The sequence below is a fragment of the Aquimarina sp. AU119 genome, assembly GCF_900312735.1.
GTDB lineage: Bacteria > Bacteroidota > Bacteroidia > Flavobacteriales > Flavobacteriaceae > Aquimarina > Aquimarina algiphila.
In genome coordinates this window covers 93,333-106,359 of the sequence record NZ_OMPF01000003.1, presented here as the reverse complement: position 1 = coordinate 106,359, position 13,027 = coordinate 93,333, and the positions used below count along the sequence as shown (strand labels likewise).

The following is a 13,027-nucleotide window of genomic DNA, read 5'->3' as shown; positions in this document are numbered from 1 at the left end:
GTGCATCACCCTAAATAAACTTATGTTAAACACTATTAAATTATGTTAAACCATGATAGACATAGCTATTTTTCTATTATTAATTTAAACAAAAACTAGATCATTATACTCTACTTATTTTCTGTCTTTACATTATAAATTAAAAATGCTCCCGGTTTCCCTGGGAGCATTTTAGATAATTGGAATTACATAAAGTAATTATTTAAACTCAATCAATTCTTACCACCACCAGGATGAAGCATTAATATTATCTCCACCCATAGCTGCAGAAGCTTGCTCATAGTTACTTGCATTTACAGATTGTTCTAAACTTGGATATCTTAATCGTACAGGAACCATATCATTATTAAGATTTCCTGATCCCGCCTGAATAAAAGATGGTTTACCAGTCCTTTTCCAATCAAACCAGGGTTCTACTCCGGTATGATAAAGTGCTAACCACTTTTGCTCATATAATCGATCTGTACTATTATCATATGGCACCGCAGTTGTAAGAAAATTAACTGGCATAGTTACTTCCCATTGATCAAAAGAAGACTGTACTGCTATATCATAATAGCCTTGGGCTGTACCTGCAGAAATCATATTCTTTTCTTTAGCCTCTGCTAAAATAAAATTCAACTCACTATAGGTCATAAGTATTCCCTGGATTTTCTCAGCTTCTTCAAAGAACTCCACTGCTTTTCTGCTAAAATCTGCTGGACGTCCTATTTCTCCTAGTGGTTGTCCTGGTATTATTCCTAGTGTTCGATCGTCGGTTCCCTCCTTCGGACTTATCCATAAATTTAAACGAGGGTCATTATTAGCATCTAGCAATCCCAAAAAGTGAGCTGTTGGTATACGTAAAAAGTATTCATAATCTCTTCCTCCTCCTGCTTGAGATACATTAGATACATCTGGGACAACTCCGCTATACTTATATATAGCATTATCATCATTTGATGTAAATACAGGGTATCTATCTGGGTTATTTATGATATTATTCATACCTGAGCTTACATTTTGTACTCCAGATATTCTCATTAGCAAGCGTAAACGTAAAGAATTTGCAAACTTTTTCCATTTACCTAAATCCCCATTGTACATAATATCACCCTTAATTGTTTCTGTAATATTAGCAATAGTATTCGCTTCTTCTAACTTTGAGAATATAGCTGTATAAATATCTTCTTGTTTATCATAGACAGGAGTAGTGATACCTTCAATTGTTCTATTAGCTTCTGTCATAGGCGCATCACCATATGCATCTGTGATAACACTATAAATATATGCTTCTAGAATTAAAGCAATTGCTTTATAATTTTCATTATTATTCTCTTCTGCAATTGCTTTTAAATCATTAATATCTTGCAATATACTATACATTGGAGACCAGAATCTATCGTCTGCCTGCCAACGATATATATCAATATCATTAAATTCATAATTCCCTGTATATTGTCCTATAACATCTCCAAAACCATAAGTTTGATTCACTGTAATATTTGATAAATCAAACAAAACTGTTGGTAATAATAAGCTTTCACTTGCTGTTACCGGATCATTTGGATTGGTATTCAACTCTTCGAACTGATCTGTACAAGCTCCTAAAATAATCAGAGTTAATAAATAAACTATTTTTTTCATGATCATGTTACTTTTTATAATTTCATATTAAGTTTAAAACCGTACGTTCTTGCAGAGGGTAGTTGAGTCACTTCAAATCCTGGTAATAGGGACCCTCCATTTAATGCCTGAGCTTCAGGATCTATATTGGGAACATCTGTCCACAACACTAAATTGGATCCTACAAGACTTATAGAAAACTGTTGTAAACCTAGTGGTTTAACAACCTTTTCAGGGAAAGTATACCCCAGACTTAACTGACGTAGCTTTATATATGAAGCATCAAAGATATTTGCTTCTGCATTACTTCTGGGCACTCCATAGGCCCATGCTTCTGCGGTTACTTCTTGAGTATTTGGAACAAAACCTCCTGCACCATCAGGTACTACTCCTTCTCCAACAACTCCATCTCTCCATCCGGCTGTAAGTGCTAGAATTCCGCTTTCTCTTCCGATTGCATTGGTATAAGAATAGATTTCTCCCCCTTGTCTGATGTCGAATAATACAGATAAATTTACTCCTTTATATCTTAGATTTGTTGATAATCCTAACATCCAATCAGGGTTGTAGTTTCCTACTTTTTTTCTATCTCCTGTAAGTGGTAAACCATTTTCAAATATAATTTCTCCAGCATCATTTCTAACATAGGCTTGACCATAAATATCTCCCATTTGTTCTCCTGGTCTAGCCTCTACTGTAACGCCATCAGGTCCTTGAGCAATAATAAATGTATCCAGATCACCTGATAATGATTTTACTTCACTTTCATTTTTTGAAAAATTAGCATTTATACGCCATTCAAAATTCTCTGTTCTAAGTGGCACTATACCTAATGCTAATTCTATACCCGAATTTTGAATCTCTCCTGCATTGGTCACCAAAGAATTGAATCCATTACTACCGGATACTCCTACATTAAGAATTTGGTCTCTCGATGTTGATGTATAATAAGTCGCGTCTAAAGAAATTCGCTTATTGAATAAAAAGGTTTCTAATCCAAACTCTGTAGAAGTTGTTCTTTCTGGTTTCAAATTAGCATTTGGCAATTGAGATGGATTGGTCAATGTACCAGGTAGTGTAGCAAAATTAAATGTTTTTGAAAGTCTGTATGGATCTGTATCCTTACCTACTTCTGCTATATTAAACCGAAGTTTTAAAAAATCTATTGCTTCTGGCATAGAAAACAATGCTGAAGGAATAAAAGACAAGGAAGCTGCAGGATAGAAATACGAATCATTTCCTGCTGGTAGTGTAGAAGACCAATCATTTCTCGCAGATATATCTAAATATAAAAAGTCCTTATATCCTATATTTGTAAATGCATATACACTATTAATCCTTTTCCTGAAAATATCGCTTCTCAACTCTGGAGTCACATCAATATTTTGTGAATTATAAATTCCAGGAATCGTTAATCCATTACCTAATAAAAAACTTTCAGTGATTTTTTGATCGAATCTATTACCTCCTATTGATGTTTTGGTCTCAAAATTGCCAAATTCTTTTTCATATGAAAGCAGAAAATCTGCATTGATTTCAGAGAAATTAATTCTTTGTTCTCTATATAATCCATTCGGAGCTCGTTGAGCCCCAATAGATCTACGTGACCATCTAAAATCATTTGATTCATCTGCACCAATTCGAGCTAATAAACTTAGGTTTTCTGTTAATTGATACGTTGTATTTACATTACCAATAAATCTTTTCTTATTAAATGCATTGATATTCTCATTTACAATAAACCAGGGATTATCTCCCCAAGTAAATAATTTACGTTGTTCTTCATTTTCTACATTCCAATAATTCCTTAAATCATTTAAATCAACATTTATGTAGTTCCAAAGTAACGTATACATTATACCTTGCGATCCATATCCTGCTACAGGAAGGTTGTCAGAACTTCTACTTATATAATTAGCTAATCCCTGAATTTTCCATTTATCATTGATGTTATAACCAGCATTTAACCTAAAGCTATTTCCTTTTAAGTTTGTATTAGGTATTATTCCTTCGTTATAATTATTTCCATAACTGAATAAAAAATTTCCTTTCTCATTAGCTCCAGAAATAGAAACTGTATTATTTAAATTTACACCTGTTTCAAAAAAGTCATCTAAATCATATCTATTTATAAATGGCCTATCGATTGGTTCTCCTAAAGCTAATTCTTGAGAAACAATGGATCCATCAAGTCTTGGACCATAATTAGTACCAAAATTTGAGGCATATGCTCCTGCCCATCCACCACCATATTCGGTCTGTAAATCTGGTAGTCTTAATGCAGAGCTAAACATAGTAGAAGATGAAATTTCAACCCCTAAACCACGCCCTTCTTTTCCTTTTTTTGTAGTGATTACAATAACTCCGTTTGCTGCTCTGGATCCATATAGTGCTGATGCTGCAGCACCTTTAAGTACAGTTACAGATTCAAAATCATCAGAATTCAGTTCCGAAAGTCCGTTACCATAATCTGTGGGAAGATCTGCTTGATCAGTAGAATTTCCTCCAACTCCAAAAATGCGATTGTTTACAGGTATCCCATCCAAAATAAACAAAGGTTCATTGCTATTTAGATTTAAAGAATTCTCTCCTCTTATCACCACCCTTGCAGAACTTCCTAAACCATTACTTGCTCCTGTCACCTGTAAACCCGGAACCTTACCAGACAGCGTATTGATAACATTAGTCGCTTTAACTCTATTAATATCTTCAGATTTCAATTCACTAACTGCATACCCTAAAGCCTTTTTTTCTTTTCGAATACCTAAAGAAGTTACTACGACTTCTTCTAATAAATCAGCCCCTTCTTGTAATGAAATATTGATGACCGTTTGATTCTTTATCATTATTATTTGAGTCTCATATCCCAAAACAGAAAATTCTAAAATTTCTCCTTCGTTAACTTCTAAAGTATAATTTCCATCAAAATCTGTTGCAGTACCTCTTGTTGTATTTTGTATTATTACATTTACTCCCGGAACAGGTGTCCCCGCAGGATCTACTACAACACCCGTAATTTGTTTTTGAGCAAAAAGGGAAGTAGAAAAAATGAGGAATAAAATAATCAGGTTCTTGTTCATTTTCACAAGTTTTTAGTGTTATTTAATAATTGATTTAGATTGCCTATTTGGGTGTAACTTTTACCCAGGTATTAATAGTTTGATTTTTAGTTTTTAAAACAATTTTTATATACTTTGTACCGGCAGGAGGTTTTATTTTGGTAGTAAATTCTCTTTTTTGAATATCAACTTCTCCCAAAAGAGTGAAGTTATCTTTCTCTCCTTTTTTATAATTATCGGTATAGCTTATATATACTTTTCCTATTTCATTTTCCTTATGTTCTGTTAACCACTGCAGATGTAAAAATTCATTATGTATACACACTCCTTCTAACTTAGATACATCTACTTTTTTCATTAGAGAAATTCCATCTAACTCTAATGATGTCTCTTCTGGAACAGTAATACTCAGATAATCGCAGATAGTAGGGAATATATCTACGATAGCTACTTTATTATTTTTAAAGTAAGTATTATCAATAGGCTTACTAAGTGCTATCCAAGTACTTCGCTCTCTATAGGATTGTTGACCATGGTGTTTTCCATCAATGGGCATTCTTCCATGATCAGTGGTGACTATGATAAGCCAATCTTCTCCAGTTTTTTGTTCTCTTAATTTGACTGCATCCCAAATAAGCCCAAGTAGCGAATCTTCAAAAGACACTGCATTAAAATATGTAGGGCTTTCTCCAAAAATATGTCCCATATCATCACTATGTTCCAGATATATCCAAGATAAATCTGGTCCTGTTTCAAATATGTGATTGGCTGCTTCTCTAGCAACCTCTGCATCTATTCGTTTTAGATATTTCTTTAATTTATCATGTGGAAATTTTTCTTCATTTAACTCTAAACCATCAAAAGAATAATTCATTTTTATTGCGCCTGTCTCCTTTAATCCTTCTCCTACAAGTTTGGTTCTGTTATCCAACCATGACGAATAAATAGCAATTTTCTTATCAGGATAGGTATCTTTAAATACTCTAAATATCGATGGGTAATTATAATTGGGGTTTACAATAGAATTTCCATAAACATTATGTTTATTAACCCAGGTGCCTGTCAGTAAACTATTATAACCTACCGCAGATATTGTTGGTGTTTCTGAATATTTTCCTTTTTCTCCTCCAACATATGCTTCAGAAAAAGCACCTTCTTTAGACATTGTATCTATAAAGGGAGTATTAGATTTATAAAATAAATCTGTTGAAATACCATCAATAATAACGAATACTACTTTTTTAACACCTTCTGTACTAGTCTTTTTAGAAGCCTTATCCTGACCATTAACAGAACATCCAATCAGTATAGTTACTACGTATAAAAAAAATTTCATAAGAGTTATTAATTAGTTAAAACAAGATTAATCATCAGGGAGAAAGATTAAATTATTACTGTTTTCCCGTTGCAAATCTACAGCGAAGTAAAAATAGATTGAACAATCAGTCAATTAAAAAAAGTTTACTGTATGGTTAAACTAATGTTAGAGATTTTCTATTTAAGTTAATTAAATTGTTTTTAGCAATTTTAATAGATCAACACCTATACATAAGGCAAAACATCCTATTACTAAAGCATTTCCAGATGTTATGGTATCTAAACCAGTGTTGATTTTAATTCCTTTTAACAGCATAATTTTGTTAGTTTAAACGTATGTATGTTTTGAATTCTAAAACAAGAGGAGATTTAATAAATCAAGTTTAAAGCTATATTTTTGACAAAAATTAATAGTTTAATGGGTAGAAAAAACTTAAGTGAAATACGACAAAAAGAAATTATAATTGCTTTTTATACTGTAGCCAAAAAAATTGGCTTAGAAAATACTTCTGTCGCAAAGGTTGCAGAGGAAATGGGAATTAGTAAAGGTTTAGTAATGCACTATTTTGCGACAAAAGAGAGTCTTCTAGTTGCTTTAAAAGATTATATTCTCGAGAAATACTTAAGTTTTATTGATTCAGAAAAACTTAAATCTATAGATAGTAAAGAAAAATTAGAAGAATTTATTATGCTATTATTTTCCAGAAAATGGAATGATTACGTGGATGACGGACTCTTTTATAGCTTTTATGCTCAAGTATATAGAAATAAAGATTTCAATAAAAGTTTTAAATCATTTTTAGAAACACTACATAACGTTTTAAAAAACAGACTACTGGATGCAAGAAACAACGGAATCATAGTGAATACAAATATAGATGAGCTTACAGAAATTATTTTTGCTCTAATTGATGGGGCTTATTATTATCTGGGAACTTTTACAGATAACAGAAAAGAGTATGAAAAGCAAGTCACGATATATATGAATCATGTAAAACAATTAATTGAATATAAAACATCTTAAATATCTTCATATTGAATTAATTGATTAATTTTCTTTTCAAAACAATTCTAATTATTGATATTATACCGATAAGACCCCAAACTACATTTACAACAATTGTAGGGTAATCCTCTACTGGCAATGCATTAATAACTAAACATAGAGCTCCAAAAGTATTTACACCGTGAAACACTTCTTTATCAGATTTTAAAATTTCTAAACTTAGCAACAAATAAGCTAGTACATAAGCAATAGCTCCTAGCCAACCAATAATTTGAGGTATAGTCATTCTTATACAATTTTACATCAAATTAACTGCTATTTTCAAGAAACCTATATACATGTCTGACATTATTTACCTTTTCATAACATTACATCTATACCTGGCATCTTTACACATAACATGATTAGATTTTACAATGCTATCAAAACTTGAACATCATAACTGATCAGTGATAGTACTAAAAACAAGTCCATTCTGGAGATACCTACATTTCATCCTCTAAAAATAACAACTCAGTATTTTACTTTATAAAAGACTCCTGGTTTTATAGACTTTTGAATCATCAAAAAACAATAACTATAAAACTTTAATCATATGAAAACTCTAGCTTTAATCGTAGCCCTTCTAATTTCCAATTTTTTCACAAACGCACAAGAAAACATCAATGGAATAACCATTACAGTAACTGTTCCTAATGTTACAAGCTCAGAAGGTGAAGTTCTTTTTGGACTATATGACGAAAATACCTTTATGAAAGCTGCCCCTATAAAAGGTGAAAAAAGTATAATCACTGATGGTGTAGCAAAAATCACTTTTACCAATGTTCCTGCAGGAGTATATGCCATCTCATGTTTTCATGATATAAATGGAAATAACAGAATGGATTTTGAACCTAATGGAATACCAAAAGAAAATTATGGAGTATCCAACAATAGTATGAGTTACGGACCACCAATGTGGGGTGAAGCAAAATTTGAAGTGACTTCAGAAAACCTAGAACTTGAAATTAGAATGTAAATATATAAATACAAGTATTCATCAATCAAAAAAAGAATTGCACTAATGAAGTGCAATTCTTTTTTGTGATCAGCACATAGACAAAACAAATTTTTAGTAATTTTTTAATAAATAATATCGATAGCTTTCATATTTTTGTTGCCCAAAATATAACCTATGACCATTACACAATTGAAATATGTTTTAGCAGTTGCCGAAAACAAGAATTTTACCAAAGCTGCAGAAAAAACTTTTGTTACTCAGCCTACCTTAAGTATGCAAATTCAAAAGCTCGAAGAAGAACTCGATATTCTAATTTTTGATCGAAGTAAAAAACCTATTGAGCTTACAGAAGTTGGCAGCAAACTTGTGCAGCAAGCTAGAAATATTGTAAATGAAAGTGAACGTATTCAGGATATTGTAGATCAACAAAAAGGGTTTATTGGAGGAGAATTTAAGATTGGGGTTATCCCGACAATAATGCCTACTCTTTTACCAATGTTTTTAAATAATTTTATAAAAAAATACCCAAAAGTAAAGTTAAAAATTGAAGAGTTAAATACCGAAGCAATAGTTGAACGTCTTCTAGATGGTCATCTCGATGCTGCTATTGCTGCAACTCCGTTAGAAGACGAAAATATAAAAGAAAGGGTATTGTATTATGAACCTTTTGTTGGGTATATCCCTTCTAATCACAGGTTAAATCAGAAGAAAAAAATAGATACTGCAGATCTAGACATTGATGATATGTTACTGTTAGAAGATGGTCATTGTTTTAGAGATGGCATTATTAATCTGTGTAAAACCAAAAAGAGTTATGAAGAAGACCATTTTCAATTAGAAAGCGGAAGTTTTGAAACATTAATAAAACTTGCTAATGAAGGTTTAGGAATGACTTTATTACCTTATTTACATACTTTGGATATCAAAAATAATGAAAAGAGTAACTTGCATTACTTTAATGAACCTTCTCCTGCCAGAGAAGTAAGTCTGATTTTTAATAAAAGTGAATTAAAAATGCAAATCATTGAAGCCTTGCATTCTACTATAGCTGGTATTGTAAAAGGAGCCATTGCGTTTCAAAACGTGCAGATTATCAGCCCTCTGTCAAAAATAAAAAGCGACTAAAAGTCGCTTTTTATATTATGATTTTAAATAAATTAAACAAGATTGTAATTCTGGTTGCTTTACTGTTAGTGATTGAATCCAAATTTTTAATTCTTCAATCTCATGTGGAAGTAGTCTGTTTAGTGCTTTCAGGACTTCCTTTGTAAAAAGATTAACATCAAAACTTACTTTCTTAAGTACAGTCTTAGTGTAATCAAACATCGCTCTGGCCATAAATTAATAGGGGTTTAAATATTAGGTTTAAACAAGTAATTGTAGGAATAAGCTTACTGTTTTTAAAGTTGTTCATGCTAATATATGCAAATAAAACCAAAAAAACAGTCATTTAGCGCTTATTTAACATTGTTAAAAATTGTTATCGCCATCTAAAAGATCTCCTAATCCTCCCAATATACTTCCTTCTCCCTTACTTTTACCTCCTCCTCTAGGAGCTAAAGCCAATACTCTATTAGCTAGCCTACTAAAAGGTAGTGATTGGACATACACCACGCCAGGTCCTGTTAGTGTAGCAAAGAAGAGCCCTTCTCCTCCAAAAATTGTGTTTTTAATTCCTCCTACAAACTCTATATCATAATTTACATTTTTAGAAAATCCAATAATACAACCTGTATCAATTTTTAATTTTTCTCCTGGTTGTAGTTCTTTTCGTGCTGTAGTTCCTCCTGCATGAACAAAAGCCATACCATCGCCTTCTAACTTTTGCATAATAAAACCTTCCCCTCCAAATAAACCTCTACCTAATTTTTTGGAAAACTCTATTCCAATAGAAACTCCTTTGGCTGCACATAGAAAAGCATCTTTTTGGCAAATAAATTTATTTCCGTATTTGGTTAGGTCTATCGGAATAATTTTTCCCGGATATGGCGAAGCAAAACTTACTTTCTTTTTTCCTCCAACCTGGTTATAAAAAGCAGTCATAAATAAACTTTCACCAGTTAACAATCGTTTACCCGCTCCAAAAATTTTACCAAAAACTCCTTTATCTTTCTCTGATCCATCTCCAAAGATGGTATCCATTTTTATACCATCATCCATCATCATAAAACTTCCTGCTTCTGCAATTACTCCTTCTTGTGGATCAAGTTCTATTTCTACATATTGCATTTCTTCACCTATGATTTCATAATCGATTTCGTGTGCTGTCATATTTTTAAATGTTTAAAATATTTTGATTAATGAATAACTACTTTATGAGTAAACATTTTTTTAAATATGTTACATCATATTATTCTTACAGAAACGTATTTAAAAAAATCACATTAATATTGATCAGAAAAACTGCCTTTACACTCCCTATAAATTATTTATCTTATTGATACGGTATCAATACTAAGATAATCGCTAACAGTTGGATCAATAAAAAATTTCTGACCTGTCTTTGCATTTTCGATAATTATAAAATCATGATCTTTAAAAAATGGAGATTCGATATAATTATGAATATTAATACCAAAAAAATACAATTCCCCAATTCTGGTAGTAGCTTTCCAGTCTTTTAAAAGAGGATTCTTTTTGATCATATAATTGCAAATAGTTTCAAAAAAGAGTGCATATCCAATACAATGAGTATATTCACTAGTGATCAACTTATTCGGATCAATATCACATTTAGATGAAGTAAAATGTAACTTTTCATTAGTAAGTACTCTCGATTTTTTTAGTATTGATTCAATATCTATAAGATCATCTTCTATTAATTCTTTTTCAATAAAATTGATTAAATTTTCATCTTTTACCTCATAGCCTTTTCTTGAACCAACAACTTCATACTTAATAATAGCTCTGTAAATAGAAGCTTTAAATATAATTAACAACACTATAAGACTACTAAGAATATATATTTTTTTGAATTTCATCTTGTAAAACAGAAATCTGAAACACAATATACTTAAAAGGTGATCGGATAAATGTTATATTTCTTTCCTTATACCTTTTTAACTTTAACAGTCCACTCAAAATTAAATGTAGACACTTCTACCCCATCTGTATTGGTTCCAATAGATTTCATCCAAACCGTTTGCCCTTCTCCTGTTTCTATTGTTTTTTTAATTGCATCTTCTACCAGATTACCATCATTACATACAAAAGTAATTCTTCCTGTAGCCTTCTTTGTAAACTTAGCATTGTTGTTTGCAACCAACATAGAGATTTTTTTACCACTGTCTCTTATATATCCAGTTACCATAGCTCCTGTAGTAAGTTCAGCAGCCATTCCTTGTACAGCCCAGAACATAGAATTAAATGGATTTTGATTTATCCATCTGTGCCTTACACTTACCATACAACTAGTTCTATCGATACTTTTTACCCGTACCCCACACAACCATGCAGAAGGTAATTTAAACAATAAGAAGGTATTAAGCTTACCCGGAGTAATATTCATGATTTTCATTTTTAGTATACACAATATAAGTAAAAAGAAACAGCATGCAAAAGACTTTAAAATCTTAAATTTATGTTAAATTATGGTACTATGTTTTGCATAATACCTTTTTTTAACCATATATTTGCATAAGAAACTATTATATACTTTTAAAATGTCAATCAAAAATCACAAAAATATCGCAACGTTTATGCATCTAGGTGCATTCTCAAAATACTTTATTCCTTTTGGGAATTATATTGTTCCAATTCTATTATGGACAACGAACAAAGACAAATCAGAATTCATTGATGATCATGGTAAAGAAGCTATCAATTTTCAACTAAGTATATTATTATATACTATTATCCTTGGAATATTTTCATTTCCGTTTTTCATTTTTAATGTTTTTGGAGATGCTACAATATCAGATTTATTTCATTTTAATGACATATCCATCAATTTCTCTGATGCAGGAGGGTTTAGAACTCTTATTGGAGCTTCCTTTGTAGGTGTTATCGCTTTAATCGGTTTTTTTCTGGAAATAATCTTTACAATTAGCGCAGCAATGAAAGCAAATAAGGGTGAAAAATACAGATATCCATTATCTATACGATTTATAAAATAATGAAGGCAGTAATAAACATAAAATATATTCTAATAATGACTCTTGCAGTTGTACTGTCCTTTTTCTTTCATGAATTAGCACATTTACTTACAGGAAAGCTATTAGGATATCCCATGCAAATGACACTTAATTCTGCTTTCTTGGTAGAAGGAGAATATAAAACAGTATGGCATGAGCACATTGTAAGTGCTGCCGGACCGCTCTTTACAGTACTAACAGCATTTGTATTTTTTTATGTTATTAGAAAGACAAAAAATATGTATTGGTATCCTTTTTTGTTTTTTGCTTTTGCTTTTAGACTAATGGCAATGATTGTATCGATTTTTAATCCAAATGATGAAGCTCGAATTAGTCAATGGTTGGGGTTAGGGTATTGGATACTTCCATTATTAGTATGCTTTACATTATTGTTCTTATTAATAAAAACATCAAAGGAACAGGAATACACTATAAAATTTAACCTAATCAATTATCTTTTAACATCTGTTTTTATAGCTGGTGTAGTATTTACTGATCAATATTTTTTAAAGTAACCATCAATCAAACATCAATCAAAAAATGAACAGTTTAACATTTAAAAATTAGTTTTATGAAGATCGAAAACACAAAAGCGCAAATGCGCAAAGGTGTTCTGGAATATTGCATACTTTCTATCCTTAAGGACGATGATGCTTATGTTGCTGAAATTTTGGGAACCCTTAAAGACGCAAAAATGCTTGTGGTAGAAGGTACAATATATCCCCTGTTAACAAGACTCAAAAATGCAGGATTATTAAGCTATCGCTGGGAAGAGTCAACGTCAGGACCACCTCGTAAATATTATGGACTCACCGAAACAGGAAAACTGTTTCTCAAAGAATTAAATACCACTTGGGAAGAATTACAAAATGCTGTAAATCTGGTAACCAAACAAAAAAAGAAGTAA

General features: G+C 31.4%; 14 protein-coding genes. 6 read left to right on the top strand and 8 right to left on the bottom strand.

Features of this window, described 5'->3' with window-relative positions:
• Positions 1 to 219 precede the first annotated feature (219 nt).
• Genes DK442_RS03990 through DK442_RS03980 form a run of 3 tightly spaced genes read right to left on the bottom strand, consistent with a single transcriptional unit; the run spans position 220 to position 6,000 of the window.
• Positions 220 to 1,626, bottom strand: a complete 1,407-nt coding sequence (locus tag DK442_RS03990) for a SusD/RagB family nutrient-binding outer membrane lipoprotein (RefSeq protein ID WP_160114038.1) — start codon at positions 1,624 to 1,626, stop codon at positions 220 to 222.
• Positions 1,627 to 1,640: 14 nt separating this feature from the next.
• Entirely contained in the window at positions 1,641 to 4,685 is a 3,045-nt protein-coding gene (locus DK442_RS03985; RefSeq protein WP_109434564.1) for a SusC/RagA family TonB-linked outer membrane protein, read from the bottom strand.
• A gap of 43 nt (positions 4,686 to 4,728) precedes the next feature.
• Positions 4,729 to 6,000 (bottom strand): alkaline phosphatase family protein, encoded by a 1,272-nt coding sequence (locus DK442_RS03980; RefSeq protein WP_109434563.1) that lies wholly within the window; start codon positions 5,998 to 6,000, stop codon positions 4,729 to 4,731.
• A 399-nt stretch (positions 6,001 to 6,399) separates the two neighbouring features.
• Here DK442_RS03980 and DK442_RS03975 point away from each other — a divergent pair, with 399 nt between their 5' ends.
• Positions 6,400 to 7,005, top strand: coding sequence for a TetR family transcriptional regulator (locus DK442_RS03975; RefSeq protein WP_109434562.1), 606 nt, complete (start codon positions 6,400 to 6,402; stop codon positions 7,003 to 7,005).
• Between the two features lie 16 nt (positions 7,006 to 7,021).
• Here the strand turns inward: DK442_RS03975 and DK442_RS03970 are convergent, their stop codons facing one another.
• Positions 7,022 to 7,273: a hypothetical protein gene (locus DK442_RS03970; RefSeq protein WP_109434561.1), complete on the bottom strand. Its 252-nt coding sequence runs from the start codon at positions 7,271 to 7,273 to the stop codon at positions 7,022 to 7,024.
• Between the two features lie 309 nt (positions 7,274 to 7,582).
• Here DK442_RS03970 and DK442_RS03965 point away from each other — a divergent pair, with 309 nt between their 5' ends.
• Both DK442_RS03965 and DK442_RS03960 read left to right on the top strand, forming a co-directional pair.
• Positions 7,583 to 8,005, top strand: a complete 423-nt coding sequence (locus tag DK442_RS03965; RefSeq protein WP_109434560.1) for a DUF2141 domain-containing protein — start codon at positions 7,583 to 7,585, stop codon at positions 8,003 to 8,005.
• Between the two features lie 156 nt (positions 8,006 to 8,161).
• Positions 8,162 to 9,112 carry a LysR family transcriptional regulator gene (locus DK442_RS03960; RefSeq protein WP_109434559.1) on the top strand — a complete coding sequence of 317 codons (951 nt, stop codon included), beginning with the start codon at positions 8,162 to 8,164 and terminating at the stop codon, positions 9,110 to 9,112.
• A 15-nt stretch (positions 9,113 to 9,127) separates the two neighbouring features.
• Here DK442_RS03960 and DK442_RS03955 read toward each other — a convergent pair whose 3' ends face one another.
• From DK442_RS03955 to DK442_RS03940, 4 genes are all read right to left on the bottom strand, one after another.
• Positions 9,128 to 9,325 carry a hypothetical protein gene (locus tag DK442_RS03955; RefSeq protein ID WP_025664664.1) on the bottom strand — a complete coding sequence of 66 codons (198 nt, stop codon included), beginning with the start codon at positions 9,323 to 9,325 and terminating at the stop codon, positions 9,128 to 9,130.
• A 132-nt stretch (positions 9,326 to 9,457) separates the two neighbouring features.
• On the bottom strand, positions 9,458 to 10,258 hold the full coding sequence (locus DK442_RS03950) for a TIGR00266 family protein (RefSeq protein ID WP_109434558.1): 801 nt from the start codon (positions 10,256 to 10,258) through the stop codon (positions 9,458 to 9,460).
• Between the two features lie 158 nt (positions 10,259 to 10,416).
• Positions 10,417 to 10,968 carry a hypothetical protein gene (locus DK442_RS03945; protein ID WP_109434557.1) on the bottom strand — a complete coding sequence of 184 codons (552 nt, stop codon included), beginning with the start codon at positions 10,966 to 10,968 and terminating at the stop codon, positions 10,417 to 10,419.
• 68 nt (positions 10,969 to 11,036) lie between these two features.
• The gene (locus DK442_RS03940; protein WP_109434556.1) at positions 11,037 to 11,495 is read right to left on the bottom strand and encodes a DUF4442 domain-containing protein; all 459 of its coding nucleotides are present in this window, start codon (positions 11,493 to 11,495) and stop codon (positions 11,037 to 11,039) included.
• Positions 11,496 to 11,649: 154 nt separating this feature from the next.
• Between DK442_RS03940 and DK442_RS03935 the strand changes: the two genes are divergently transcribed.
• The 3 genes from DK442_RS03935 to DK442_RS03925 are packed head-to-tail and all read left to right on the top strand — an operon-like array spanning position 11,650 to position 13,027.
• The gene (locus DK442_RS03935; protein WP_109434555.1) at positions 11,650 to 12,102 is read left to right on the top strand and encodes a DUF4870 domain-containing protein; all 453 of its coding nucleotides are present in this window, start codon (positions 11,650 to 11,652) and stop codon (positions 12,100 to 12,102) included.
• Positions 12,102 to 12,635 carry a hypothetical protein gene (locus tag DK442_RS03930; protein ID WP_109434554.1) on the top strand — a complete coding sequence of 178 codons (534 nt, stop codon included), beginning with the start codon at positions 12,102 to 12,104 and terminating at the stop codon, positions 12,633 to 12,635. The genes DK442_RS03935 and DK442_RS03930 overlap by 1 nt, the downstream gene beginning before the upstream one ends.
• A 56-nt stretch (positions 12,636 to 12,691) precedes the next feature.
• Positions 12,692 to 13,027: a PadR family transcriptional regulator gene (locus DK442_RS03925; protein ID WP_109434553.1), complete on the top strand. Its 336-nt coding sequence runs from the start codon at positions 12,692 to 12,694 to the stop codon at positions 13,025 to 13,027.